This window comes from Dokdonia sp. Asnod1-B02, from assembly GCF_045063955.1.
In the GTDB taxonomy this organism is placed as follows: domain Bacteria; phylum Bacteroidota; class Bacteroidia; order Flavobacteriales; family Flavobacteriaceae; genus Dokdonia.
Genome location: NZ_JBEFNW010000002.1, coordinates 2,093,256 through 2,119,513 on the forward strand (window position 1 = coordinate 2,093,256; position 26,258 = coordinate 2,119,513).

Annotated in this window: 24 protein-coding genes and 2 riboswitches; of the genes, 19 read left to right on the top strand and 5 right to left on the bottom strand. The window is 37.0% G+C overall.

Annotation, left to right across the window (positions count from 1 at the left end):
• The first annotated feature begins 78 nt into the window (after window positions 1-78).
• Together ACJJVU_RS09605 and ACJJVU_RS09610 are read left to right on the top strand one after the other, a co-directional pair.
• Window positions 79-1,803: a purine-cytosine permease family protein gene (locus tag ACJJVU_RS09605; protein WP_405224666.1), complete on the top strand. Its 1,725-nt coding sequence runs from the start codon at window positions 79-81 to the stop codon at window positions 1,801-1,803.
• Window positions 1,803-3,287: a mannitol dehydrogenase family protein gene (locus ACJJVU_RS09610; protein WP_405224669.1), complete on the top strand. Its 1,485-nt coding sequence runs from the start codon at window positions 1,803-1,805 to the stop codon at window positions 3,285-3,287. Before ACJJVU_RS09605 ends, ACJJVU_RS09610 begins: the two co-directional genes overlap by 1 nt.
• Window positions 3,288-3,412: 125 nt before the next feature.
• Here the strand turns inward: ACJJVU_RS09610 and ACJJVU_RS09615 are convergent, their stop codons facing one another.
• A complete protein-coding gene (locus ACJJVU_RS09615) occupies window positions 3,413-5,560 on the bottom strand; it encodes a response regulator (RefSeq protein WP_405224672.1) in 2,148 nt (715 codons plus the stop codon).
• Between the two features lie 460 nt (window positions 5,561-6,020).
• Between ACJJVU_RS09615 and ACJJVU_RS09620 the strand changes: the two genes are divergently transcribed.
• From ACJJVU_RS09620 to moeB, 9 genes are all read left to right on the top strand, one after another.
• Window positions 6,021-7,493, top strand: a complete 1,473-nt coding sequence (locus ACJJVU_RS09620; protein WP_405224675.1) for an ATP-binding protein — start codon at window positions 6,021-6,023, stop codon at window positions 7,491-7,493.
• A gap of 149 nt (window positions 7,494-7,642) precedes the next feature.
• Window positions 7,643-7,737, top strand: a riboswitch (TPP riboswitch).
• 94 nt (window positions 7,738-7,831) lie between these two features.
• Window positions 7,832-8,035, top strand: a complete 204-nt coding sequence (thiS, locus tag ACJJVU_RS09625) for a sulfur carrier protein ThiS (protein WP_013752138.1) — start codon at window positions 7,832-7,834, stop codon at window positions 8,033-8,035.
• A gap of 55 nt (window positions 8,036-8,090) precedes the next feature.
• Window positions 8,091-9,950, top strand: a complete 1,860-nt coding sequence (thiC, locus tag ACJJVU_RS09630; protein ID WP_405224678.1) for a phosphomethylpyrimidine synthase ThiC — start codon at window positions 8,091-8,093, stop codon at window positions 9,948-9,950.
• A 107-nt stretch (window positions 9,951-10,057) separates the two neighbouring features.
• On the top strand, window positions 10,058-10,642 hold the full coding sequence (locus tag ACJJVU_RS09635; protein WP_405224681.1) for a thiamine phosphate synthase: 585 nt from the start codon (window positions 10,058-10,060) through the stop codon (window positions 10,640-10,642).
• A 305-nt stretch (window positions 10,643-10,947) separates the two neighbouring features.
• Entirely contained in the window at window positions 10,948-11,721 is a 774-nt protein-coding gene (locus ACJJVU_RS09640; RefSeq protein WP_405224684.1) for a hydroxymethylpyrimidine/phosphomethylpyrimidine kinase, read from the top strand.
• Complete coding sequence (gene thiE / locus ACJJVU_RS09645) at window positions 11,721-12,362, top strand: thiamine phosphate synthase (RefSeq protein ID WP_405224687.1); 642 nt, start codon at window positions 11,721-11,723, stop codon at window positions 12,360-12,362. The genes ACJJVU_RS09640 and thiE (ACJJVU_RS09645) overlap by 1 nt, the downstream gene beginning before the upstream one ends.
• Before the next feature lie 3 nt (window positions 12,363-12,365).
• Window positions 12,366-13,136 (top strand): thiazole synthase, encoded by a 771-nt coding sequence (locus ACJJVU_RS09650; protein ID WP_405224690.1) that lies wholly within the window; start codon window positions 12,366-12,368, stop codon window positions 13,134-13,136.
• A gap of 11 nt (window positions 13,137-13,147) precedes the next feature.
• Window positions 13,148-14,266, top strand: a complete 1,119-nt coding sequence (gene thiH / locus ACJJVU_RS09655; protein ID WP_405224693.1) for a 2-iminoacetate synthase ThiH — start codon at window positions 13,148-13,150, stop codon at window positions 14,264-14,266.
• Window position 14,267: 1 nt separating this feature from the next.
• Complete coding sequence (moeB, locus tag ACJJVU_RS09660; protein WP_405224696.1) at window positions 14,268-15,323, top strand: molybdopterin-synthase adenylyltransferase MoeB; 1,056 nt, start codon at window positions 14,268-14,270, stop codon at window positions 15,321-15,323.
• 84 nt (window positions 15,324-15,407) lie between these two features.
• On the opposite strand, the gene ACJJVU_RS09665 is transcribed toward moeB, so the two are convergent.
• Both ACJJVU_RS09665 and ACJJVU_RS09670 read right to left on the bottom strand, forming a co-directional pair.
• On the bottom strand, window positions 15,408-15,836 hold the full coding sequence (locus tag ACJJVU_RS09665; protein WP_298325089.1) for a peptidylprolyl isomerase: 429 nt from the start codon (window positions 15,834-15,836) through the stop codon (window positions 15,408-15,410).
• Between the two features lie 328 nt (window positions 15,837-16,164).
• The gene (locus ACJJVU_RS09670) at window positions 16,165-16,593 is read right to left on the bottom strand and encodes a hypothetical protein (RefSeq protein WP_405224699.1); all 429 of its coding nucleotides are present in this window, start codon (window positions 16,591-16,593) and stop codon (window positions 16,165-16,167) included.
• A gap of 404 nt (window positions 16,594-16,997) precedes the next feature.
• A riboswitch (SAM-I-IV-variant riboswitch) is annotated at window positions 16,998-17,094 on the top strand.
• 47 nt (window positions 17,095-17,141) lie between these two features.
• Here ACJJVU_RS09670 and ACJJVU_RS09675 point away from each other — a divergent pair.
• The 4 genes from ACJJVU_RS09675 to thiE (ACJJVU_RS09690) all read left to right on the top strand — a co-directional run bounded on the left by ACJJVU_RS09675 (window position 17,142) and on the right by thiE (ACJJVU_RS09690) (window position 20,967).
• Window positions 17,142-18,464, top strand: a complete 1,323-nt coding sequence (locus tag ACJJVU_RS09675) for a Na+/H+ antiporter NhaC family protein (protein WP_405224702.1) — start codon at window positions 17,142-17,144, stop codon at window positions 18,462-18,464.
• Between the two features lie 253 nt (window positions 18,465-18,717).
• Window positions 18,718-19,392 carry a fasciclin domain-containing protein gene (locus ACJJVU_RS09680; RefSeq protein ID WP_405224704.1) on the top strand — a complete coding sequence of 225 codons (675 nt, stop codon included), beginning with the start codon at window positions 18,718-18,720 and terminating at the stop codon, window positions 19,390-19,392.
• Window positions 19,393-19,591: 199 nt separating this feature from the next.
• On the top strand, window positions 19,592-20,152 hold the full coding sequence (locus ACJJVU_RS09685) for a DUF4494 domain-containing protein (protein WP_339844457.1): 561 nt from the start codon (window positions 19,592-19,594) through the stop codon (window positions 20,150-20,152).
• Between the two features lie 173 nt (window positions 20,153-20,325).
• Entirely contained in the window at window positions 20,326-20,967 is a 642-nt protein-coding gene (gene thiE, locus ACJJVU_RS09690) for a thiamine phosphate synthase (protein ID WP_405224709.1), read from the top strand.
• Between the two features lie 126 nt (window positions 20,968-21,093).
• Here thiE (ACJJVU_RS09690) and ACJJVU_RS09695 read toward each other — a convergent pair whose 3' ends face one another.
• Window positions 21,094-21,285, bottom strand: coding sequence for a cold-shock protein (locus ACJJVU_RS09695; protein ID WP_298325079.1), 192 nt, complete (start codon window positions 21,283-21,285; stop codon window positions 21,094-21,096).
• 63 nt (window positions 21,286-21,348) lie between these two features.
• Window positions 21,349-22,911 (bottom strand): SDR family oxidoreductase, encoded by a 1,563-nt coding sequence (locus ACJJVU_RS09700; protein ID WP_339844463.1) that lies wholly within the window; start codon window positions 22,909-22,911, stop codon window positions 21,349-21,351.
• 415 nt (window positions 22,912-23,326) lie between these two features.
• On the opposite strand from ACJJVU_RS09700, the gene ACJJVU_RS09705 reads away from it, so the two are divergent.
• From ACJJVU_RS09705 to ACJJVU_RS09720, 4 genes are all read left to right on the top strand, one after another.
• Window positions 23,327-23,944 carry a hypothetical protein gene (locus tag ACJJVU_RS09705; protein WP_339844465.1) on the top strand — a complete coding sequence of 206 codons (618 nt, stop codon included), beginning with the start codon at window positions 23,327-23,329 and terminating at the stop codon, window positions 23,942-23,944.
• A 2-nt stretch (window positions 23,945-23,946) separates the two neighbouring features.
• Window positions 23,947-24,573 (top strand): hypothetical protein, encoded by a 627-nt coding sequence (locus ACJJVU_RS09710; protein ID WP_405224714.1) that lies wholly within the window; start codon window positions 23,947-23,949, stop codon window positions 24,571-24,573.
• Window positions 24,570-25,250, top strand: coding sequence for a hypothetical protein (locus ACJJVU_RS09715; RefSeq protein WP_339844468.1), 681 nt, complete (start codon window positions 24,570-24,572; stop codon window positions 25,248-25,250). Before ACJJVU_RS09710 ends, ACJJVU_RS09715 begins: the two co-directional genes overlap by 4 nt.
• An 86-nt stretch (window positions 25,251-25,336) precedes the next feature.
• Entirely contained in the window at window positions 25,337-26,236 is a 900-nt protein-coding gene (locus ACJJVU_RS09720; protein ID WP_405224717.1) for an EamA family transporter, read from the top strand.
• Window positions 26,237-26,258: the final 22 nt, after the last annotated feature.

A 26,258-nucleotide genomic window follows, 5' to 3' on the forward strand; every position in this document is an offset into this window, starting at 1 on the left:
TATAAAAGTCCAAGGCAAATCACTGCTCACTTACAGTTTTTATTTACCTTAGAAGTTCCAGAAAAATGATCGCAACATATGAGTAAACAAACCAAAGAGTTCGACCACTTAAAATCGGTAGATGAAGAACAGCTACCCGTAGGAAAAAATAAATTAAAAGATTGGACGCATTTTGCGGGTCTTTACGCTGCAGAGCACGTAGCAGCAACAGAGTTTGTAATTGGGGCGACCTTTGTCGCATTGGGAGCCAAAACTTCAGATATTATTCTAGGATTGTTAATCGGTAATATTCTGGCTGTGTTAAGTTGGAGATTCATCACCTCCCCTATCGCTGTAGAAACTCGTTTAAGCCTCTACACCTATCTCAATAAGATAGCGGGTGACTCGATGACCAAGTTATATAATTGGGCAAATGTGATCATCTTTTCTGTTATTTCGGCGGCGATGATTACGGTATCGTCCACAGCAGTACGTTTTGCATTTGATATTCCTGCGCAACTTAATTGGTATCCCACAAATGCTTGGTTTGTATTGATTGTATTGGCGGTGGGTATAGTTGTGGTTTCTATCGCACTCTATGGTTTTAATGCCGTTTCTGAGTTCTCTGGTCTCTGTGCGCCTTGGCTTTTTGTAATGTTTACAGGAGGTGCAATGGTGCTGCTGCCTGCATTGTCTCTAGATGTGTTAGATAAAACCATACCATCAAATTGGGCAGATTTTATGACGCTAGGTAATCAATCCATCTGGACAGGAATTAATAGCGATGGTGAGACTGGAATTGGACTCGTAGAGGTTATCGGTTTTGGATGGGCGGCAAATACAATCACCCATTTTGGACTGGTGGATATGGCATTATTACGTTTTGCCAAAAAGAAAAACTATGCCTACGCTTCTAGTACGGGAATGATGTTTGGTCACTACGTAGCGTGGATTGCTGCAGGAATTATGGGAGCTGGTGCTGCCGTTATTTTAGGCAAATCTATTGTAGAACTTGATCCAGGTGATGTTGCTTATTACGCTTTAGGTTGGTCTGGTTTTGTCATTGTGATTGTTGCAGGATGGACTACAGCAATAACAAATTTATATAGAGCAGGTCTCGCTGCTCAGGCCATTTTTTCAAATCATTCTAGAAAGAAAACAACTATTGTCGTTGGCTTGGTAACCGTGACTATCGCTTGTTTTCCTTTTGTATTCTCACAGATTTTACCACTCCTCACCTATGCAGGACTACTCGTAGTTCCAGTAGGTGCGATTGTATTTACAGAACATCAAATCTTCCCTAGAATAGGATTTACAAGATACTGGTCATCGTACCGCAAGCTTAAATTTAGTATGCCGGCTGTTGCCTCTTGGGGATTAGGCTTAGTTTTTGGCTTCGGACTGCAAGCGCTAGATGTGATATCCTTTTACTACCTCTTTATTCCTACTTGGTTTTTTACCATCGCTATGTACACCTTCCTTGCATCTAGATATGGGGCAAAAGATAGTTATACAGAAGAGGTAAAAGAAGAAGCACTTAGAGAGGAAACTATAAAACGTTTTCAAGAGCAACAAGCCGCACAAGAAGATGTGCAGGTTAAGGATACTTCTATGTTTTCAAAGACATTAAAATTCTTAGCAATTTCAGCACTTATAGCTAGTCTAGCACTGGCTTGTAATGTGATGTTTGGCAGTGCTTCTGAGACAGAATATATTGACAATAGACAACTATTTTATACGTACACTTTTATCTGTACTATCCTTTATTTTGTATTTGCATATTGGGCATTACGAAGAGGAAAATCAAAAAACGCAACTATCTAATGGGAAAATTGACACCACTTAATCAAGAAAATCTAGCCGAAATAGGCAAACAAATACCAGTACCTACGTATGATCGTTCGCCAGATAAGGCAGGCATTGTACACATAGGCGTAGGTGGTTTTCATCGCGCTCATCTTGCATACTACGTGCATCAAATCAGACAACTGGGTGAAGCATCAGAATGGGAAATTTGTGGAATAGGCTTGCGCCAAAATGATCAAAAACTTCACGATATTTTCAAGAAACAAGACCATCTCTACACCTTGATGGTTCAGCATCCAGACGGAAAAAAGGAGGCAGAAGTCATTGGCTCCATTGTCGATTTTAAAATGGGCACAGACGACCCAGAGGCTGTCATCACCCGTATGGCAGCACCTGAAACAAAGATTGTATCATTAACCATCACTGAAGGTGGATACAATTTTAATCCTAATACAGGTGAATTCAATTTTGAAAATCCGCAGATTCAGCACGAACTCGCACATCCTGACGACCCAAAAACAGTATATGGTTTTCTTACAGCATCCTTAAAAAGACGTCGTGATGAAGGACTACCTGCTTTTACCGTACTGTCTTGTGACAATATTGAGCATAACGGCAATATGATACAGAAAATGTTGCTCGCTTTCGCGAAAGCGCAAGACCCTACACTAGCACAGTGGATAGAAAAAGAGGTGAGTTTTCCCAATAGTATGGTAGATCGTATCACGCCTGTAACCACGCAAGAAGACATCAAACTACTAGCTGATACTTATGGCGTGGAAGATGAATGGCCCGTTACCTGCGAACCTTTTATACAATGGGTGGTAGAAGATAATTTTTCTAATGGAAGACCCGCTTTTGAAAAAGTAGGCGTCCAGTTTGTACCCGATGTAGTTCCTTATGAGAAAATGAAATTGCGTCTGCTTAACGCTGGGCATTCTGTGTTAGGACTTTTAGGTGTGCTACACGGCCACCCTACTATAGATGTATGTGTACAAGATGAGCTATTCGCACAGTATTTACGTGCCTTTTTTGACGAAGAAGCAACACCAGTTTTAGGTGAGATTAAAGGTATTAATCTAGCAGATTACAAGGATAGTCTGCTAGAACGATTTGGGAATCCTAACATTAAGGATAGTGTAGATCGTATCTGTTCAGAGAGCTCGGCAAAGCTTCCAAAGTTTTTAATTGCAACCATTCAAGAGAATTTAGCTACTGGTGGAAGTATCAAATATGCGACACTTGTTTTAGTAGCTTGGTGTTATTATAGTGACAAACAAGAAAACCAAAACGGGCAAAAACTAGTCATTCAAGACGAAATGAAAGAGGAGTTGCATCAAGCAGCAAAGAAGACTACAGAAGATGCTTTAAGCTTTATAAAGCTGGAATCTATTTTTGGAAACCTTATTGATAACAAAAGATTTACAGATCTATACACGGAGATGGTTAATCGTTTTTACAATGACGTTGATATCAAAAAGTATATGCAAGAATTGTTATAAAGAGCTGTTCTGAGTTGCTTGATACTCATTTTAGTCATTAAAAAGATAAAAGCAGCTCAAGGTGTGGGTTTTAGCTAAGGTAAAGTATAAAATATGTTATAAGAGGAATTGTACACTTTAAAAATCTAGGTAATAGTTATAGGGTGTACATTCTCCTGTATGATATCTTCAAGCGCTTCTTTGTTTATAGGCTTATTGATAATATCACGTATGCCCACATTGCGACATCGATCTTTTACCTCGCTTATTTCTAGTGCTGTTAATGCTATGATGGGAATTTGCTTGTTCTCTGCAGAAATAACTTCTGAGGCTTCAAATCCGTTCATCACGGGCATATTGAGATCCATTAAGATGAGATCAAAATGGGTGTTGTGGTATTCTTTTATAGCTTCTTCTCCATTTACAGCAATGGTACACTTGTGACCAAGCGTTCTTATTAGTTTTTGAGTTACTAGTTGGTTGATCTTATTGTCCTCAACGACTAGTATTTCTAGGCTCTTAGATTCAGAAACCACCGCTCGCTCATCAATCTCATTTGCAACTTCGCATGCTAGGATAAACGAGAATTGCGATCCTACTCCTACTTCACTGGTGACAGATAATTTACTACCCATCACTTTCATTAAGGACTTAACGATAGGCAGTCCAAGACCAATGCCGTATGAGGTGTTTTCTTCTGTATTAGCTTGTTTAAAACTATCAAAAATGATGGCTAGATTTTCTTTAGAGATACCTGTTCCTGTGTCTGAGACTTTAAAAGTGATGCGATCCATGCCTTTTTCTTTTTCAGCTAAACTTACACTGAGCGTTACAGTACCATTTTTTGTGTTTTTAAGCGCATTATCAATGAGTTTTAAAAGAACCTCTGTAAGATTAGTTTCATCTAAGATGTAGTAGCTGGAAATCTCATCTGCAATAGCTAGTCGTAGTTCCGTTTTTTGCTGGTTTGCTAGATAATTTAAGGAGGTGACAATATTCTCTAAGAGGTTATGTAAATGAACCTTCGTACGCTTAATCGTAATGTTGTTAGACTCTACCTCATTAATCTTTAATATGTTATTTACCACCGATTTTAAATGATCTCCAGAGAATTTTAACGCATTTAGAAGACTTTTATTTGTCTTAATAATGGAAGGATTTTCTATAAGCATCTCTGTAATTCCTACCACTCCGTACAAGGGTGTTCTTAAGTCGTGACTAATATTAACTAATAGCTCAGATTTTAATTTGTGAGCGTGTTCTGCTTCATTTTTGGCTTGTAATAGCGCCTTATTATTTTTTTCAAGCGCTAAGAATGATAATCGTCTCTTCCGATTATAAAAGATTAAAAAGGAGGTACTTAAAAATAACAGCGCACCAATGCTTCCAAAGATGATAACGTTGGATTTTAATTGAGATGCTTCGGCTTTTTGTTGGAACTCCTTTACTTTAAAATCTGCTTCAACTTGTTCTATTTGGAGGTTTTTTACCTCATTAAAATCTAAGTCTTTATAATAGAAATGTTTTCTAAGGCTTTCTAGAGCCGCATCATATTCTCCTAGCTCTTGATGTATCTCACTTTTAAAATCATAAATATCTATAAGTTCTCTGGTGAGACTATGCTTCTCTCCTATCTCTAGTGCGTTATTAATAAAGGTGAGCGCCAGTCTATGATCTTCTTTTTGGTTATAATAAATAGCAAAGTTCAACTGTTGCAGGAGCCCGTAGATTGGGTCTTCCTTGTCAATGTTAGGTAACAACGTATCGGCTTCTAGAATGTAAGGATATGCTTTATCTGGATCTTTAAAATTAAGGTACATGCCCGCTATATTGTAATAGGTATAAAAGGAATGCTCATTTTTGCCTGCCTCTAGTGTGTATACGATAGACTTTTCAAAATAAGCAGCAGCCTCGTCTGCCGTGGTAATATCCATTGAGTATATATTACCGAGACCATTGAGTGAAGCTACGTTTACGAAGTAATCATCTGTCTTTTTATCGAGTGCGAGGTTATAGTAATTTTTCGCGGAAGCGAAATCTTTTATAGCTTGATAGGTATTTGCCAGACTCACATAAGCCTTTGCTTGTAAGGTTTTATCCTTTCCTTGATTTGCATATTGCACTGCAGAAGTTGCAAATGTTAATCCATCCTTATAATTCCCGCTTATGTTTTCATCCTTAGATAAGGAAATAAAAATACTGACGCTATCTATAACGTCACTAGCACTATTTTGAGATAAAATAGGTGCACAATAGCAACATACAAGTAGGACTAAAAGTAGCTTGTTTTTCAACTTTAATACATTTGGGGCATTAAAAGATAGCAAAGATTAATTTAAAAGTCACTGGAAAAGACATTATTACGATAAAATGCCACATAATAATAAATATTTGTTACTTCTTTAATTTCAGATGCTTAAATCTACTATTCAGTAATTAGAGGTAAGCTGTTTTAGTCTTGTTTAGAGAAATATACGCTTTACAGAATCCGCATATTATTCAGAATTCAACAACCAAATTTTAAGTAATTCAGAATTATTTACTGTAATTTTTAAGCAGGTAATTTTCAGAGAAAGCGATTTTTTTGCTATATTACAGAGACAACTGCCTAATATTTAAAGTTTTAGAATCCCTATTCATAATTGCAATTTATTTATGTTTTAAACTTTTGAAACATAATTAAGGATCTAGATAAAAATCGTAAATTCTTAGTTATGATACTTGTATTATATTCTTAACTAACCACCGCCCCATATGAATAGTTTTGATATTAATTATTTAATGGTTTCCATATTTACCGCAATCTTTGGCGTTTTTGGAATATACCACTTCGTATCTTATTTAATTTTACGGCATAAAATTTTATGCCATTACTGTATCATTATATTTGGACTTACATTGCATTGGAGTTGGTCACTATTTCCGGAGGGATATCTTCCTGAGGTTATTCAAAAAAATGGATCACTTATCTCTGCAATGACCACCACTTTTGGATTCTTATTGTTTACAACCAATTATTTAAATATTCATCGCGGCAATCATCCTAAAATATCACGCAGTTATACTTTTTTAAAATATACCACAGTTTTAATCCCAATTCTTTTTGTTCTTAATATTCTAACTCTCCATATTCCTTGGTTGCATAGTTCGCTAGTAATGTCTGCAGCGATTACTGCTTTGCTATCCGTATTATTGAATATTTTCTCTGGGATTCGCTTATTTAATGAAGAAAAGTTTAATAAGTACTATTTGTATGCATACTCCCCAATGCTACTCTCCTCAGTCATCTATATAAGCGCATGGTTTTTAAAAGATGCTTATACTGTAGACAAACATTTTATTGTATTAATCACTTCAATTCTCATCACTCTACAACTCATTCTCTTCTCTATTTTAATTGGCTATAAGTTTAAGTCTATTGAAGACGAAAACATAAGAACACAAGTAGAAACTAATAAAATCCTTGCCTTAGAGGTAGACAAGCAGACGAAAGATTTACAAATCGCAAAAAAGGATTTAGAAAGTAAAAACCACGAGCTTGAATCTGTCAATTCTCTTAAGAACAAGCTGTTCTCTTTGCTTACACATGACGTTAGAGGACCGTTACATAATATCGCCCTGCTGGTTAATCTACTTGAAAACCAAATTGAGGATAATGAACTAAAAGAGATCTCACAAAGTCTTAAAAATGAACTGGATGATAGAATTGCTATGGTGAGTGCGTTACTAGACTGGTCATATAACCAGCTAGAGGGAATTAAACTCAATAAAAAGGATTGTGATATTCAAGAAATCTTTACATCTATAGCTAAGCAATATGAACGCTCAGCAAAAGAGAAAGATGTAAAACTATTATTCGAAATTGAAACGCCTACCCTATTTATTGATGAAAATATGTTTAAAGTGGTCTTACGTAATTTGATTTCAAATGCCATAAAATTTAGTACAAAGAATCAAAATGTCATATTATCAAGCAAGAAATGCCCAGATGGTATTGAAATAGGCGTACAAGATTTTGGCGTGGGAATGACAACTAGCTGGCACAAAAATCTTGTTAAAGATTGTATTCCTAAGACAACTTTAGGCACTAAGGGCGAGCAAGGAACGGGTTTTGGACTACTCATCACAAAAGACTTTGTTGAAATGAATGGAGGCGAACTTTTCTGTACAAGTAAACCCAATGAAGGCACTCATTTTGTAATGCGTTTTGCGGTTAGTAATAGCTGATTTATGCTGCATTCTAAGGGTTTATTAGGTATTTTATAAATAAGCAGATTACGTTTCCAATCCCCATAAAAACCTACCATCCAAAACTTAACATTTTATTTTTTTTACATTTTCTCTCGTCTAGTTCAGAATTATTGCTACTTTTAAAGTCTAAACTTTAGGAGTAGCTATTAAATTAGTTTGAGAAAAATCCTTAGAACCTGATTTGGTTAATACCAACGTAGGGAAAAGTTAGAGGTTCTTGCACCACTGCGCACTTCCTCTATTTTTAATTCTATCCTTCTCATTCCTTTATCGTTTATATAACCGAAGCACAATGCTTCATAATTGTATTAAACATGATAAACATAAAGGTCAATCAAACCTCGTATCAATTTCCAGCACAGGTCACACTAGACCAGATTCTCACCCAACTCGACATTTCGGTTAGTGGGATTGCTGTGGCTATTAATGAGCGCATTATTACCAGATCACATTGGGTTTCTACCATTCCTGATGATGGCGATGCGGTGCTTATTATTAAAGCCACACAAGGTGGATAATAGCGACTTCTAGGTACTTCAAGAGTAAAAAAACATCATTAATTAATCCAGAAAGATGAAAAATAGAGACACTGCGCCTAAGCAAGGCGGCATTACCCGAAATCCATTTCCTAATTCAAAAAAAATCTACGTAAATGGTACGATACATCCACAAATTAAAGTGGCTATGCGCGAGATTGCGCTTAGTGATACTGTGGATTCTATGACCAAAAAGAAAACACCTAACGAGCCAGTAACGGTGTATGACACCTCTGGACCATATACAGATCCAAAAAAAGAAATCAATATACACAGCGGTTTAGAGCGCATACGTGAGTCGTGGATTTTGGAGCGCAATAATGTAGAACAATTAGACAGCTACTCCTCTACCTATTGCAATGAGCGTCTTAATGATAAGAGTCTAGATCACATGCGTTTTAAGCTTTTAAAGAAGCCTATGCGTGCAAAAAAAGGTGAGAATGTAACGCAGCTGCATTATGCAAAACAAGGAATCATCACTCCAGAAATGGAGTATATCGCTATTCGCGAAAATCAGCGTATCGATGAGATGACGGAGATTAGAAAGCAACATAAAGGAGAACATTTTGGCGCATCTATTCCTGATAAAATCACGCCAGAATTTGTACGCTCAGAAGTTGCAAGAGGCCGTGCCGTAATCCCATCAAACATCAACCACCCAGAAGCAGAGCCTATGATTTTAGGGCGTAATTTCTTGGTAAAGATTAATGCAAATATTGGAAACTCTGCAGTTACCTCGTCCATTGAGGAAGAAGTAGAAAAAGCTGTGTGGGCATGCCGCTGGGGAGCAGATAATATCATGGATTTATCTACTGGTGAAAACATACATGAGACCCGCGAGTGGATCATACGCAACTCCCCTGTTCCCGTGGGAACAGTTCCTATTTACCAAGCGTTAGAAAAAGTAAATGGCGTTGCCGAAGATCTTACATGGGAGATTTTTAAGGATACCTTAATTGAGCAAGCAGAGCAAGGCGTAGACTATTTTACCATACACGCCGGTGTGTTGTTGCGTTATGTGCCCATGACCGCAAATCGTGTGACCGGTATCGTCTCTCGTGGCGGATCTATCATGGCAAAGTGGTGTCTTGCACATCATAAAGAGAGCTTTTTATATACGCATTTTGAAGATATCTGTGAGATTTTAAAACAATACGACGTTGCCTTTTCATTAGGTGACGGTTTACGCCCAGGATCTGTGGCAGATGCAAATGATGAGGCACAATTTGCTGAGCTAGAAACACTAGGCGAACTTACACAAATCGCTCGTAAGCATGATGTTCAGTGCTTTATAGAAGGTCCTGGTCACGTACCGATGCACATGATTAAGGAAAATATGGAAAAGCAAATCGAACTTTGCGATGAAGCTCCTTTTTACACCTTAGGGCCGCTTACCACAGATATTGCGCCTGGATATGACCATATTACCTCAGGTATTGGTGCTGCCATGATAGGCTGGTATGGTTGTGCGATGTTGTGCTACGTTACTCCAAAAGAACACCTTGGATTACCCAATAAAGAAGACGTGCGCGTTGGTGTGGTTACATACAAACTAGCGGCGCATGCTGCAGATCTGGCCAAAGGTCACCCAGGTTCACAACATCGAGATAATGCGCTGAGTATGGCACGTTTTGAGTTTCGCTGGGAAGATCAGTTCAATCTAGGTCTCGATCCAGAGCGCGCTCGTGAGTATCACGATGAAACCTTACCAGCTGCAGGAGCAAAAGTGGCTCACTTCTGCTCAATGTGCGGACCAAAATTCTGCTCCATGAAAATTTCTCAAGAAGTCCGCGATTTTGCTGCTGTAAATGACATAGTCGATAACGAGGTCATCCAAAAAGGAATGGAAGAAAAGTCTAAAGAATTTAAAGCCAAAGGTTCCGAAGTATATCTGTAAAAAGATGTGGGAGTTCCCACGCTGCAAAAGCGTGGGCAGGCTTTCCACTACAATCTTTTGCCAGAAAAAGGCAAAAGGATTTTCATTACAATCCTTAACTCAAAAACATGATCATCGTACTATCACCAGAAAATGATATCCCTAATGAAATAGAAATAATCAACAAGTTATTTAAACAAGGATTAGCATGCTATCATGTAAGAAAACCACATAAAAATTATGAGGAATATTGCGCCTATATACAACAGATTGATACGGTATTTCATGACAGGATTGTAGTGCACGATCATCATATGATAATCAACGAATTCAATCTAAAAGGAATCCATTTTAAGGAACAGCATCGCATAGATCACATAGATAATCCTGGTAAGTATTTTAAAGGATTAAACATGTTCGGAAAAACGATAAGCTCTTCTTTTCATGATTTGCAAGCCTTAGAAGACTGCTATTTTGAATTTGATTATCACTTTTTGAGTCCTGTGTTTAATTCCATATCAAAGGAAGGTTATAAAGGCCGTGGCTTTGATGTAAATAACAGTGATAAAACAATCATCGCCCTAGGCGGAATCCGCCCAGAAAATGTAGCACAAGTCAAACAACTAGGCTATAACGGAATTGCTGTTTTGGGAAGTATTTGGAAAGCAGAGAATCCTCTAGCTAGCTTTAGAAAAATGAAACAAGCTTTTTGAGAATAGTAACATCAGGAAAGCACATATAACCATGTATAAAACAGCTCGCGTTAAGGATTGAGCGGTTAGACTGCGCTCACCGCAGGCTATACTAAGATTAGAGGATATTTCAAACGCATGAAAGTGATATTTAGAGGACTAAAAAGATAACAATAAAACAGTTCGCGTTAAGGATTGAGCGGTTCGACTGCGCTCACCGCAGGCTATATGTTTGAGCTCTTTTTATGAATATTTCGTTAATAAAAAAGCGAGTAGCGAAAGCCTGACCTGAAAGGGAACGCCAAAATAAAGAGTAAAATATAGCATTGAAAACAAACAATTACATATTAACCATTGCAGGCCTAGACCCATCAAGTGGCGCAGGAATCACTTCAGATATTAAAACATTTGAAGCGCACCGGCTATACGGTTTATCAGTGTGCACCGCAGTTACGGTTCAAAATGACATCGATTTTAAAGAATGTGTGTGGATAGACAAAGCTGTGATTATTTCGCAAATAGAAACGCTTTTTGAACGGTTTGAAATATCCGTAGTGAAGATTGGTATTATTCAATCTTGGGAAGTGCTCTCTCTTGTTTTGGATAGCTTACATACGCTTAATCCTGTAATAAAAATCATTGTAGATCCCATCATAAAGGCGAGCGCTGGTTTTGATTTTCATAGCCTCGAGCATCAAGATATTTTTGACAAGATATGGTCACAATGTTATATGATTACTCCTAATTACGAGGAAATACAGCAGCTATATCCACACCTTAATATTAAAGAAACTATAACACACATAAGTAGCTTCACAAACATTCACTTAAAAGGTGGACATAGAAATGATAAAACAGGATGGGACGTGCTTTACCACAGTAAAACGGTTGTAAAAAATATTGCTCCAAAGGCAGAAAAGGTGTTACTGAAACACGGAAGCGGTTGTGTGCTTTCGGCCGCGCTGGCGAGTAATATTTTGTTGCAGCAAGGTATAGAAGAAGCCTCGATAAACGCAAAATATTATACCGAAGCCTTTTTAAACTCAACCGATAACTTACTGGGACAACACAGTTACCCAACACTAAAAATTAAGTCGTAATGATACCAAAACTACATTATATCTCTCAAGGTAATACTCCAGAAACGCATCTTGATAACATACAGAACGCTTGTATTCATGGCGCAACACTGGTGCAACTCCGCTTAAAGAATGTCTCTTTAGATCAGGTATTAATTACAGCAAAAGAAGCGCGAGCAATAACCGCACAATACGGCACAAAACTCATCATCAATGATAATTATGAAGTAGCAAAAGAGGTAAAAGCAGATGGTGTGCATTTAGGAAAAACCGACTCCTGCCCTACTGTCGCTAGAGCGCATTTATACTCTTGGCAAATTATAGGTGGCACAGCAAATACGCTAGAAGACTGTCAATCATTGATGGACAAAGGTGTGGATTATATAGGCCTTGGTCCCTTACGATTTACAACTACCAAAAAGAATTTAAGTCCGGTTTTAGGTTATAATGGCTATCACCAAATTACAGATACATTAAAAACTAAAACTCCCATTATTGCAATCGGAGGAATCACAATCGACGACCTAACAGATCTAATAAAAACAGGCATTCATGGAATCGCTGTATCTGGAGAAATCACTAGTGATTTTACAAAAATAGATGCCTTGCAACAATCACTAGGAGCATCATTAATAGAAGAACAACGCCATACATTTGAATAATATATGAACGATATTTTAAAAATAGCCGACAAGGAATTCAGCTCACGATTATTTACTGGAACGGGAAAATTTAGCGCAGATCATTTAATGAGAGAGGCTTTGATAGCATCTGAAAGCGAACTAATAACCGTTGCTCTAAAGCGTGTAGATGTTGCTAATGAGGAGGATACTATGCTTCAAAGCATTATGCGTCCCCATGTGAATATACTTCCCAACACTTCTGGAGTAAGAACTGCAACAGAAGCAGTTTTTGCAGCGCAACTAGCGCGTGAGGCACTAGAGACTAATTGGATTAAACTAGAAATTCATCCAGATCCCAAATACCTATTACCAGACCCTATAGAAACCCTCAAAGCCGCCGAAGAGCTTGTAAAGTTAGGTTTTGTAGTCATGCCATACATACATGCAGATCCTGTGTTATGTAAAAGGCTGGAAGATGTGGGTGTACAATGTGTAATGCCTTTAGGAGCACCCATAGGCACTAATAAAGGAATAAAAACGGTAGACTTTCTAGAAATTATCATTGAGCAAAGTAATTTACCTGTAATTGTAGATGCCGGTATTGGTAGTCCGTCGCATGCGGCTTATGCCATGGAGTTAGGAGCTGATGCTGTTTTAGTAAATACTGCCATCGCAGTGTCTAAAAATCCTGTAGCTATGGCAAAAGCATTTAAAATGGCAGTAAAGGCTGGTCGCATAGCTTACACTGCAAAACTAGCTCCGGTAAAAACATATGCAGAAGCTAGCAGCCCACTGACTTCTTTTCTTAATTAAAACAACTAGTTATGTCTTTTAAAAATACTTTTGACACCTATGATTGGGATACTGTAGAAAAAGAAATCTATAGCTACACAGCACAAGATGTACGGCATGCTCTTGATAAGGAAAAAATCGATTTGGAAGATTTTAAAGCACTGATTTCTCCTGCTGCCAAAGACTTTCTTGAGGAAATGGCACAGCGTAGCCATGTGCTTACTAAAAAGCGATTTGGTAATACCATCCAGATGTATATCCCGATGTATCTGTCTAATGAGTGTCAAAACATATGTACGTACTGCGGTTTTAGTATGACTAACAAAATTCCTCGTAGAACACTCAATGATGAAGAGATCTTAAAAGAGGTTGCATTTCTAAAATCTAAAGGATATGATCACATATTACTGGTTACCGGAGAAGCAAACAAAACGGTAGGCGTTTCTTATCTAAAGCACGCAATTGTACTCATCAGAGAACATTTTTCAAATATAAGTATCGAAGTACAGCCGCTAGATCAAGAGGAATATGAACAGCTTATAGAAGCTGGTTTATATGCTGTGTTGGTATATCAAGAAACGTATCATGAAGCAACGTATAAAACACATCACCCTAAGGGTAGAAAATCAAACTTTGATTATCGCTTAGATACACCTGACAGACTTGGTAAAGCTGGAATACACAAAATAGGTATTGGTGCTTTATTTGGTCTTGAAGATTGGCGTGTAGATAGTTTTTATACAGCCTTACATTTAAAATATTTACAAAAAACCTATTGGAAAACAAAGTACTCCATCTCCTTCCCTAGGCTAAGACCGCATCAAGGAGAAGTGCAACCTAAAGTTGAAATGACAGATGCCGATCTGGTGCAGCTTATTTGTGCATATCGCTTACTAGATGAAGATGTGGAGTTATCAATGTCTACTAGAGAAAGTGAACGCTTCCGAAATAACATTATAAGTTTAGGGATTACGTCAATAAGTGCACAATCTAAGACAAACCCTGGAGGATATGTGGTAGACCCACAATCCTTAGAACAATTTGAAATTTCAGACGAAAGAGATACGGAAGAAATCAAACAAATGATTGAATCTCAAGGGTACCAAGCAGTTTGGAAAGATTGGGATAAAAGTTATTTTGAAATTGCTTAGCATGGAACTAACCACCGCCGAAAAACAACAATATAGCCGACATCTTATTCTAGACAAAATAGGATTAGAAGGTCAATTAAAAATCAAAAAAGCAAGCGTTTTAGTCATAGGTGCAGGTGGTTTGGGATGCCCAGTATTACAATACCTTACTGCTGCAGGTGTTGGTAGCATTGGAATCATAGACAATGATGTGGTGGAGCAATCCAATTTACAACGTCAAATTTTATATACTCATGATGATCTTGGGAATAACAAAGCCATATCAGCTACAAGACGCTTAGAAAAGCTCAATCCTTATATCAATTTTGATACATACCCAATGCGTCTTACTAGAGATAATGCGCTAGAGCTCTTTGCAAACTATGATATCATTGTAGATGGATCTGATAATTTTGCTACGCGATATTTAATAAATGATGCTGCTGTATTAAAAGATAAACCTGTCGTGCTGGGTTCTATTTATAAATTTGAAGGTCAGCTGGCTGTATATAATTATAAAAGTGGTCCTACCTACCGATGTTTATATCCAACACCTCCTAAGCAGAATGAAATGCCTAATTGCTCTGAAGCCGGAGTTCTAGGCGCACTAGCAGGAATTATAGGTGCATTACAAGCCAATGAAGTATTAAAAATCATCTGTGGAATAGGTGAAGTTCTTTCTGGAAAATTGCTCACCTATAACATGTTAAGCATGGAACAAATGATTTTGGGATTTGATAAGGATACCAGTATCATAGTCAGTCGTCTTGAAGACGAGTACGAATTACAATGTGAGTTTTCTGTAGACAATATGGGTATTACAATAGATGAGATTAATAAACATCCAGAAAAATACAATCTCCTTGATGTTAGAGAGCATAATGAAAGAGCAGTACATCATATAGGAGGTCAACATATTCCTTTAGGCGAACTGCAGAATAGAGCACACGAAGTATTGCAAACTAAAGATCTGGTTGTGTATTGTAAAGCTGGTGTACGTAGTAAAAAAGCTATCAAATTATTGCAAGAAGAAGACTTTGACTGCAGGCTTTTATATTTGACGGGGACTGTTTTGTAGTTTTTGCTCAACAAATTTAATTCTATAAAAAAGAAAACGCCTTAGCTATGCTAAGGCGTTTTATATACTTAATATTAAGTCGTCTTATGCAATCTCTAAAAGCTCAAGTTCAAACTCTAAGGTTTGTCCTGCTAGTGGGTGGTTTGCATCTACAATAATATGATCTTCATTTACTTCAGATACACGTAACTGCTGCTCAGAACCATCAGGTCTAGAAGCTACTAATATAACACCTACTTCTGGTTTGATTTCTTCAGGTAGTTGCGTTTTCGGTACTGTTTGAAATAACTCTTGCTGCACGTCACCGTACGCTTCTTCCTTAGTTATAGTAACCGTTTTCTTCTCGTTAACCGCCATATCTATTAAAGCATTCTCAAATCCTGGGATAAGTTGGCCTTTGCCAAGTTCTACCTGTAAAGGTTCTCTTTGTAAAGAGCTATCAAACACCTGTCCATCTGCTAATTTTCCTGTGTAGTGTACTTTTACTACATCATTTCCTTTTACTTTACTCATAATTACTTGTTTTTAATCGAATTATAATTTGCAAAATTACAAGAAGAAAATCGGCTTACGAAGGAATCCATCAATGAATCTGGATACTGTAAAAACTTGTACTGTGATATGTAGTTTTACGACGATTCATAATATCCAATTTTATCTCAGAAATAAAGGCCTGACACCCCTGCCAGACCTTTATAAGCTCAAAAATCGTGAGCCCCTCTCACGATGTTGATTCAATTGAATTGTGCAAAAAACTACTTCTAATCTCAGAGAAGCATGAACGCTATTCAACAAGAAGCTAGTGCTATTGATAATCTTTTTGCCAGAGGTAAATTGATTATTAGACTTTATAAAAATTACTTATTTCATATTGAGCCAACTTAGGAATAGCAGCGGTAAATACTTTAATCTCCCAGTGGCTTAAGTGCGGCATCATTTCCATAGGATGCTCAAAGAATATCGTATTATCTGCTGTTGTAAACGTAGCAGACGGAATAATATAAAAGGCTCTTGGGGCATCTTCTATTATTGTAACTAAACCCAAAAAACGGTGCGATGCAACCTGTCCGTAATCAAGCTTTTGAATTTTAATACTTTCTTCCTCTTTAACTTGGATAGTCCTTAGTTGCAATTCGCTTGTTTTACCTGTAGGTGCCGTAATGAAAAAGTCTAGAACTTCTACCCTATTAATATCTGGAGTGATTGTAAAATCGGCTTTTGAGAGTTCGCTAGTAACAAAATCTAGTAGTTGTGATGTTTCGTTTTTCATAATGGGGTGCAAAGGTAATTATTTCTTTAAATAAGTATGATTACACAACCACCATAAAGATCCTCTAAGAAGGTTACATCAAATGTATTTTTAGTTGAGAGTTACGCTTTCGCGAAAGCGTAAAAAGAAAATATTTAATCATATTTCAAACAACATCAACCACAACTTAATAATTAAAAATGTAATGCGAATTATAAAGCGATGGACAGATAGCTGAGTCTCTTAAAAAATAAATAGATTCTTGTGTAATGTAATCAAGATACTATCGTCAGAGTACAAATAGCTTAAAATGAAATCTATATTATAGTTTGCGAAAATTTCATCTTTTTAATTACTTAAACATTAAAAAATTAACTTTTTTTAAGCTTTAAAATATTATTTGAACACTAGTTTTGCGCTTTTAAATTATTTATCAAGAATCTCAATAAGGAGATAGCAACCTGCAATAACGAGCAAGGTGCTAAATAGATAAGCCAATTAATTGGAACCAATGTTAACTCATACTTCTATCTAATTGCTATTATCTCCTTGCAAGAATGAAGAAGAACATGACACAGACTACACAAATTACCCCAAAATTTACAGCTTTAATCCCGCTATTTGTATTTGTAATAACATTTTTAGGCGTTGGTATTTATCAAGATGACTTTTATGCACTACCTGCTCCTATGGCGGTTATTACTGGAATTATTGTGGCTTTTATAATGTTTAAACAGACTATAAATGTTAAGATTGACATCTTACTCAAAGGATGTGGTGATGACAAAATTTTAACCATGTGCCTCATTTATTTACTAGCTGGAGCATTTGCCGCAATTACTAATGCTACAGGAAGTGTGGATGCGATTGTAAACCTGGGCTTAGATTACATTGCGATACAATATATCTATGTAGGTATTTTTGTGATTGCTGGGTTTTTATCAGTTTCTACGGGAACATCTGTGGGAGCAATTGTTGCACTAGCACCCATTGTTGTTGGTTTTGCAGATAAAAGTAGCGCAGACCTTGCCATTCTTTGTGGAGCTTTGCTAGGTGGTAGTATGTTTGGAGATAACCTCTCAGTAATTTCAGACACCACGATTGCCGCTACCCAATCTCTGGGTACAAAAATGAGTGATAAATTCAAGCAGAATATTAAAATTGCGGTTCCCGCAGCCCTACTTACTATTGTTATTTTGATTTTTCAAGGAGTAGATCTCACGACAGATGTTACAGAAACCGTTGTTTATGAATATGATGTAATAAAAATTGCTCCTTATGTCCTTGTAATTATCCTCTCTATTGTAGGTCTCAACGTTTTTGTAACGCTACTTGTAGGTGTACTTGCTGCAGCCTTACTAGGGATTCTTTATGGTGATTTTACCATTATAGAGTCCACAAAAATTGCCTATACAGGATTTACAAATATGACCGAGATTTTCTTGTTATCTCTGCTCACTGGTGGTCTTGCAGCACTTGTAGCTAGTAATGGCGGTATTGAGTTTATCTTAGTGAAAATTAAAAAACTTATTAAGAGTAAAAAAACTGCCCAACTTGGTATTGCAGCGCTGGTAAGCACCATCAATATGGCAATTGCAAATAATACCGTATCCATCATTGTTGCTGGACCTATAGCAAAAACCATTAATGATGAATATGAGTTAGACAATAAGAAAACGGCTTCTATTCTGGATATTTTCGCTTGTATCTTTCAGGGCTTATTACCTTATGGAGCGCAGGTTTTAATGATTTTGAGCTTCTCAGAAGGTAATATCAATTACTTAGATCTTGTAGCAAATACTTGGTATTTATTGCTACTGTTTGTAGTTACCATCTTATACATCATCTTTAAGAGTGATACTCATAAGCACGCTTTCGCGAAAGCTGATTAATTTATCATCGAAGCACGTGGTTAGTACTAATGACTGGTAGGTTATATGTAGAATTTTTTGCGAAATCGAAAGAGAGAAGAAACCTAGAAGAGCTTGTAATTAAGTTTTGTAGCAAATTTTATGCAGCATTATAACTTTATGACAATCCAGACATAATTGTTAAACCTATCCCAAATTCAAACCTTACCGAGAACCGTACGAGAAGCTGCTGCGTTATATATGTAAATCTATATAACACAAACACTAAACAATTATGAAAACAGTAAACGTATTATCAATGGCACTTTGTGCAGGACTTTTATCACTTGCATCATGTGAAGGTTCAAAAAATGTAGGAAAAGAAGAAGCAGCAGATCAAAATGAGATGATGGATGATAAGTTGTCTCAAGTGGAGGATATGATGGACGATAAAATGTCTGAGGGTGAAGATATGATGGATGAAATGACAGTGATGGTAGGTGGTGCAGCAATGTATCCTTCTAAAAATATTGTTGAGAATGCTGTAAACTCTAAAGACCATACTACCCTAGTTGCTGCTGTAAAAGCTGCAGGTCTTGTAGAAACTTTACAAGGAGAAGGTCCATTTACAGTTTTTGCACCAACAAACGCTGCTTTTGAAAAACTTCCAGCGGGAACAGTAGCAACACTACTTAAGCCGGAAAGTAAAACTGCTTTACAAGGTGTACTTACGTATCATGTAGTTGCAGGAAAATTTGATGCAGCTGCTATCATGAGCGAGATCAAAAAGAACAACGGTACGGCTACATTTACTACTGTAAACGGTGGTAAACTAATGGCTTCTGTAAAAGGAACATCAGTAGTTCTTATGGATCAAAATGGAAACAGCTCTACAGTAACTATTGCAGATGTAATGCAGTCTAACGGTGTGATACACGTAGTAGATACAGTGGTTTTACCAGCTAAATAATTATAAGAATACCCAACTTGAAAAGCGTCAACTGTAAATTACAGTTGGCGCTTTTTTTATTTCAGCTTTTTTATGCGGTAAATCACTCGTATTAAAAGAGCTAGCTTCATGAATTGGAGATTGTGAATATCTATTGTTGTTTTTTACTTTTTCGCCTTGAGCTAACCCCTATTTTTGGCAACCTTAAAATAAAAGAGATATGAGTGCAACTTGGTATGAGTGCAAAGTAAAGTATAGAAAATTTGATGAGGCATCTGGAACTCAAAAGGTAAAAACAGAGCCTTTTCTAGTAGATGCAATATCATATACAGAAGCAGAAAGTAGAATAACGCAAGAAATGGCTGCCTACTTAAGTGATAGCGAAGAAATCAAAATCACAAACATAAAAGTAGCAAACTACGCAGAGATACATCCGTTTGAAAACTCAGATAGATGGTTTAAATCTCGTGTATCACTCATTGCTTATGATGAGGAAAGTGGTAAAGAGCGTAAGACTAATCAATATTTGCTTGTACAAGCAAATGATGTGAAGGAAGCCTTTGATAACACTGTTGTCACTATGAAAGACACGATGGGTGAATATACAATTCCAGCAGTTTCTGAATCACCTATTATGGATGTATTCCCATACTTTTCTGGTGAGGAAGAAGATCTTGAACGTCTAGAGGAGTTTACTAGAATTAAAGATTCTGTTCCTGTAGATTATAGCGAAAACAAGGAGCAAGCCATGGCAGACTCGCTCGTTACCGAAGAAGAATAGATTAGACGATTTTACATAAAATCTACTATAAAGAGGCTGTTTATATACTTATAGGCAGCCTCTTTGTTTTTAATAACACATGCCCTTCATAACTACGGTAAGACCCACGCGGGATGAGTATCTTTGCTAGATTACTATATAACTGTTTTACGTAGTTATTAAATAAGAAGATTATGATTCCAAAACTTCATTACATATCGCAAGGAAGCTCACTCAAAGAGCACATTGAACATATACAAAAAGCATGTAATGCCGGAGCTGAGCTCGTGCAACTCCGTATAAAAGACTGTTCTCAAAAAAAACTGCTTGCCATTGCACAAGAAGCTAGAGAGATTACCGCTCATTTCCAAACGCGATTAATTATTAATGATGATTATAAACTTGCCAAAGAGGTTAAAGCAGACGGAGTACATCTAGGAGGTACAGATGCCTGCCCTATCTCTGCTAGGAAGCACTTATACACTTGGCAAATAATAGGTGGCACGGCACATACTTTACAAGATTGTGAGACACTTATTGAGAAGCAAGTAGATTATATAAGTCTAGGGCCTTACAGCACTTCTACCACAAAGGAAACTACAGCAAGCACGCTGGGTGTTTCTGGTTACAAAGCAATTATAGAAGAACTGGGTACCACTACTCCTATTCTTGCCGTGGGAGGCATCACACTTGATGATGTTACAAAAATTTTGGAGGCTGGTATAGATGGTATTGCCGTTTCAAAAGCGATAACGACAGATTTCAATAGCATTCGCTCGTTTAATGAGTTGCTCAGTGCTTCTTCTACACAAGAGCAGCGACACTCTTTTAAATAAGCATTAGTTACTTGTGACATGCGTTACAGATTATAGGTACGCTTTCGCGAAAGCATAAAAAGTCCATAACAACAAAAAGCCCATCTAAATAAATAGATGGGCTTTTTTAAAAACTTAAAGTATGTATTAGATAACTTTTACGTTTACTGCGTTTAAACCTTTGTTACCTTCTTGAAGATCAAATTCAACTTGGTCACCCTCGCGAATCTCATCGATTAATCCTGAAATGTGTACAAAGTGGTCTTTTTCAACACCTTCTTCTGTAATAAAACCAAATCCTTTGGTATCGTTGAAAAATTTTACTGTTCCGTTACTCATAATAATATTTATTTAATAATTAGTAATCGATATTCAATTACGCGGTAAAAATACAACTTTTAATTACCAATCTATAGGGAAATAGTCTTTTAAAAATTTTCCTGACCAATGCTTACCTGTATTGATACCATCAATAAGTGGGTCCATCACCCTAGCAGCACCGTCTACGATGTCTAATGGTGGTTGAAAGTCATGTACTTCTACTTTCTTTTTTGATAGCTCCGCAGGGTCCTCATCTGTCACCCAGCCCGTATCTACGGCGTTCATATAGATCCCAGACTTAGCAAAAGTGGCAGAAGACGTGTGTGTAAGCATATTTAAAGCAGCCTTTGCCATATTAGTATGTGGGTGTCTATCTTCCTTTTTAAAGCGGTGAAATTTACCTTCCATAGCAGATACATTTATGATATGCTTTTGTCCAGTATTTTCCTTCATCATAAGGTTAGACAAGCGATTGCATAATACAAAAGGCGCTACAGCATTTACAAGCTGTACCTCTACCATCTCTGTCGTTTCTATCTCGCCCAGCTTTAAACGCCAGCTATTAGTCTTACGTAAATCAACTTGTTGCAAATCTGCATCTAGTTTTCCTTCTGGAAAGACTTCGCTAGTTTGTAACGAATTATCAAAACTGTAAGGAATCTGAGAAAGCTCTGCCGAGTTGCGCAGTCCTATTCCTGGCTCAGGTCCATGCCAAGTAACTGGCAATACATTATTCTTACTAGTTTTTGCAGTACTCACACTTAAGTCTGATAACTCCTGCAAGCAGGTTATGTGATCTTGTAAGAGTGGTTGTGCGAGCTTAGGAAGTTGATCAACGGGTAGTTTTTCATTTTCCATTAAGTGGAAATAGAATCCAGATGGCCTACGCACCGTTTGTGCCGCATTATTAATTAAGATATCTAGTCTATCATATTTCTGCTCTATATAATTACAAAATATCTCTACACTGGGTATATGACGTAAGTCAAGACCATGGATATGCAAGCGATCGCTCCAGTCACCATAATCTTCTTCCTTTGCATATCGTATTGCGCTATCTGCAGGGAAACGTGTGGTTGCCACCACCGTCGCACCAGAACGCAATAGCATGAGAGTTATATGATAACCTATTTTTAATCTTGAGCCTGTTATTACAGCTACTTGCCCGTTTAAATCGGCTGTTTGAAAGCGTTTTGCATAATTCAGATCACCACATGAAGTACACATGGTGTCATAAAAGTGGTGCAGCTTTGTATACACTGTTTTACACACGTAGCAATTTCTTGGAGACTCAAGTTCTGGAGTGTCTTCTGGGATTGCAGCTGCGCCCAGTAACTTAGGAGCAACAAAAAGCGAAGCTTCTCTAGCAGATCGTATTCCAGTGGTTTTACGAGCGTGCTTATCTCTAGTAATCATCTTACGTTTAGCAGCCTTCTTTGCGTCTTTCCTCCTACGCTGAAACTCATCTCTATTAGGACGAGATAACATTCCTGAAGCTTTGAGAAGCTCTGTGCGCTGTTCTTCTGGAAGCTCAAAAAGCTGATTCGTATCGGCTACTAGTTGCTGCAATGTATTAATACATGCATCAATTTCTTGTTGAGAGAGAATTTTATCTTGGGTGTTTTTACTTTGATCTTCGGGCATAATGAACTGCAAACAGATTTTTTGCAAAGGTAATTATACTCTTTTGACCTTTTCTTTAAAAGTGGGTGTTATATTATGTATTTGGGTTACGCTTTCGCGAAAGCGTAACGCTACCAAATAATAGTTAAAAATCTACAAAGCATTATTTATTTTTAGTTATTAAACCATTCACACTATTTAAAATATACGGTTGCTAGGCTCAAAGATTACATATGTACTAAAACAAAATATTTCCATATGTCTTGTTACAATTTTACAATCAGACGAATAGCAGAAATTTTACGACGAAAAGCAATAATTTAAAGGAAATTATTTTTTTCTGTTAAAAAAGATAATTTCGCCATTGGAAAGAGTGTGTTATTTTCGGTTATTCGTCTGATTTACGCATATTTGCGCACTCATCAATCAAATCTGAATGATTAAAAAATACACTGTTTTTTTTCTATTTTCAATACTTAGCGCCTCCGTTTTTGGTCAGAAGGTTGGAATTAATACTCAAACTCCTCGTAAAACATTAGAAGTTGCAGGAGATATGGTAGTTACTCAACAAACCGTAATATCAGAATTGCCACCAATTGCAGATGGCGATGAAGCGAGTTTTCTAATTCAAAATGACAGTGACTTTATTATTAAGCTTGATCCCAAAAATCCTTCTGGTGCGGCATTAGGTTATATACAGACATATATTATAGAAAATCCCAACTTAGACTGGGTAAGAGATTTTGACACAGGCATTTCGGCTACAGATTATGAACTTATCGTGGCTTCTGCGCATTTTAACAATCAACTCGTACTTGTCGGAATAGAACAAGACAAATTCTCTTTACCCTATACTTCTACTTTTATCGAAAATGGGACTTGGCATATCATTGCAGATTATCCTGGTGTGGCAAACGACTTTGATACAGCAGATTCTAAGTGGGAAATACAAACATTGATTTTTTCTAAGGATTTAACTAAGCAATTTGGTGTCATCTCAGTCCCAATGGGCGGAGGAACTACAAACGCGGCTGCAACACCATTTATAGATTAATTATGCGAACGTTTCTATTATTGTTAATCTTATTCTCATCACTTGCCCATGCTCAAGTAGGCGTAGGAACAACAAATCCTCAAGCAGATTTACATATCGCAGGTGATTTACTAGTGCAAGACGCTTTTAAAACGGCAGAGCTGGGAACGGTTTCTGCTGCAGAAGAAGATTTTGAATTAGTGACTCATATTACTACTAGTAATCCTCCTGGACTTGTTACAAAGCTTGATGTTTCAGAAGTTTCTGCAGCTCCTATCAATGTTGTCAACTATACATTCTCAAACCTAGATGGTGATAACCTTACTGATGTCGATTTACAATTTAAGACTAATAAGTATATCGTCGCTGTTGCAAATTTTCAATATATAGGTGATGGAGTTAGTAAAACTACTGTAAACCCTACGGTGCGATCTATGGGTACATTTGTTATAAGAACCTTTGAAAGTGGAGATTCTTGGCACCTTGAAATTGGAAACAGAGAGCTAGATCCACTTGCAGGTGGTACGGTTACTTATAAGGTCACGCTAGTTATCTATGATAAATCTTACTACAGAGAACTACCACAAATCATTACTAACTTAGGCTCCTCAAATAGCGGTACAGCTTCATCAATACCTGATTTAAATTGAGAACTTCATTACTTTCATATTCTTTAGTGCTGGTTACAGCAGTATGTTGCATATCTACAATGCGCGCTCAGGTAGGAATAAATAAACCTAATCCCTCAGCAATACTTGACGTAGATGGTGATGTAATTGTAGATCAGACATTAACACTAGAAAACCCAGGAAACTCTTTAGAAATAAGGGGTTTAAATCTACTTGTTGTTTCTACTGCTAATGATATGTTACAGTATGACATTGATATTGCAAAATATGGGCCTATTAACAATGTGCAATTCGAATTTACAGATTTATCTTATGATGGCTTACAAGATTATAATACTCAGGTCCCTGTAGATGAATATGAAATGGTTGTACACAGTTTTTTCTTTAAGCGAGTGGGAAGCGATAACTATAACGTATTGTTGGGAAGTAATTCATCTGTTTTAAATGTAGAGGGTTATCAGGTGTATGCTTATAAACACGCCACACACAATACATGGTTTTTGAGAGCTATTGTAAACGACTCATCATTTCAGATTGATACTGGCTTGGGTACTATTATAGAAAATAATATTGATATGATTCTCAATGTAGCTTTATACCGCAAAGGATTACTTACTAAAACACTTAACGAGGTTAATGTAGATATGGAAACTTCAAGTACTGGTACGGCTCCTCTTCCTGCTGGATTTACAAATTAATGAAGGTCTATATGATATGAGGTTATTAAAGCCAACTAATTAAATAGTAAGTGCTTTAAAATCTCGCAAAAAAGTATATTCGCGCCATGTGGATGTATTTAGGCTTACTAGCCGCACTTTTTCTTGGATTACACAACTTAGCAAAGAAACATGCAGTACAAGGTAACGAAGTGTTACCTGTATTGTTAGGTACACTCTGCGCTGGTTTTGTATTAATACTTCCATTTTTTATAGGTTCAAGATTTTTTCCAGAATACACTAAGGAAATAGGGTTTTACATCACTCCTATTCCATGGAAAACGCATGGTTTTATCATTATCAAATCCATGATTATGACTGCCTCATGGATTCTAGCATATCAAGCTTTAAAGCACCTACCTATCACCATAGTAACTCCTATACGATCTGCTGGACCGTTTTTTACATTTATAGGTGCTATTTTTATATATAGAGAGCAACCTAATGCTCTACAATGGGTAGGTTTCTTTGTGATTATTCTATCAGTAATTCTTTATGCAAATATTGGTAAGAAAGAAGGGATTCACTTTAGAAAGAATAAGTGGATTTTTGCCATTATAGGTGCTACTTTCCTAGGAGCCTCCAGCGGATTGTACGACAAGTTCTTAATTCAGAATCTATCTCTTAATCCTCAAACGTTGCAGTTTTGGTTTTGCTGGTATACTATTTTAATGCTACTAGCCATTCTAGCGATTACTTGGTTTCCCAAAGCCAAAAAAAGACAAGCCTTTACCTTTAGGTGGACCATTATAGCAGTAGGTGTACTACTACAAACCGCCGATTATTTTTATTTTAAAGCGCTACAAGATCCAGATGCGCTTATCATGTTACTCTCTGCAATAAAACGTAGCCAACTTATCATTGCCGTAGTTATAGGTGGTCTTGTATTCAAGGAAAAGAATAAACGTAAGAAACTAGTTCCGCTCGCAGGTATTTTGCTTGGTGTCTTCCTTATTTTGTATTCTTAGTGAGGTGCTGTTCGGTTATAAC

Excerpts from the sequence above, each read along its gene's own strand:
- ACJJVU_RS09700 (WP_339844463.1), bottom strand. The coding sequence starts at position 22,911 with ATGCCCGAAGATCAAAGTAAAAACACCCAAGATAAAATTCTCTCTCAA.
- ACJJVU_RS09635 (WP_405224681.1), top strand. The coding sequence starts at position 10,058 with ATGATCATCGTACTATCACCAGAAAATGATATCCCTAATGAAATAGAA.
- ACJJVU_RS09695 (WP_298325079.1), bottom strand. The coding sequence starts at position 21,285 with ATGAGTAACGGAACAGTAAAATTTTTCAACGATACCAAAGGATTTGGT.
- ACJJVU_RS09610 (WP_405224669.1), top strand. The coding sequence starts at position 1,803 with ATGGGAAAATTGACACCACTTAATCAAGAAAATCTAGCCGAAATAGGC.
- ACJJVU_RS09675 (WP_405224702.1), top strand. The coding sequence starts at position 17,142 with ATGACACAGACTACACAAATTACCCCAAAATTTACAGCTTTAATCCCG.
- ACJJVU_RS09680 (WP_405224704.1), top strand. The coding sequence starts at position 18,718 with ATGAAAACAGTAAACGTATTATCAATGGCACTTTGTGCAGGACTTTTA.
- ACJJVU_RS09670 (WP_405224699.1), bottom strand. The coding sequence starts at position 16,593 with ATGAAAAACGAAACATCACAACTACTAGATTTTGTTACTAGCGAACTC.
- thiE (WP_405224709.1), top strand. The coding sequence starts at position 20,326 with ATGATTCCAAAACTTCATTACATATCGCAAGGAAGCTCACTCAAAGAG.
- thiE (WP_405224687.1), top strand. The coding sequence starts at position 11,721 with ATGATACCAAAACTACATTATATCTCTCAAGGTAATACTCCAGAAACG.
- ACJJVU_RS09705 (WP_339844465.1), top strand. The coding sequence starts at position 23,327 with ATGATTAAAAAATACACTGTTTTTTTTCTATTTTCAATACTTAGCGCC.
- ACJJVU_RS09605 (WP_405224666.1), top strand. The coding sequence starts at position 79 with ATGAGTAAACAAACCAAAGAGTTCGACCACTTAAAATCGGTAGATGAA.
- ACJJVU_RS09720 (WP_405224717.1), top strand. The coding sequence starts at position 25,337 with ATGTGGATGTATTTAGGCTTACTAGCCGCACTTTTTCTTGGATTACAC.
- ACJJVU_RS09650 (WP_405224690.1), top strand. The coding sequence starts at position 12,366 with ATGAACGATATTTTAAAAATAGCCGACAAGGAATTCAGCTCACGATTA.
- thiH (WP_405224693.1), top strand. The coding sequence starts at position 13,148 with ATGTCTTTTAAAAATACTTTTGACACCTATGATTGGGATACTGTAGAA.
- thiS (WP_013752138.1), top strand. The coding sequence starts at position 7,832 with ATGATAAACATAAAGGTCAATCAAACCTCGTATCAATTTCCAGCACAG.
- ACJJVU_RS09620 (WP_405224675.1), top strand. The coding sequence starts at position 6,021 with ATGAATAGTTTTGATATTAATTATTTAATGGTTTCCATATTTACCGCA.
- ACJJVU_RS09665 (WP_298325089.1), bottom strand. The coding sequence starts at position 15,836 with ATGAGTAAAGTAAAAGGAAATGATGTAGTAAAAGTACACTACACAGGA.
- moeB (WP_405224696.1), top strand. The coding sequence starts at position 14,268 with ATGGAACTAACCACCGCCGAAAAACAACAATATAGCCGACATCTTATT.
- ACJJVU_RS09685 (WP_339844457.1), top strand. The coding sequence starts at position 19,592 with ATGAGTGCAACTTGGTATGAGTGCAAAGTAAAGTATAGAAAATTTGAT.
- thiC (WP_405224678.1), top strand. The coding sequence starts at position 8,091 with ATGAAAAATAGAGACACTGCGCCTAAGCAAGGCGGCATTACCCGAAAT.
- ACJJVU_RS09710 (WP_405224714.1), top strand. The coding sequence starts at position 23,947 with ATGCGAACGTTTCTATTATTGTTAATCTTATTCTCATCACTTGCCCAT.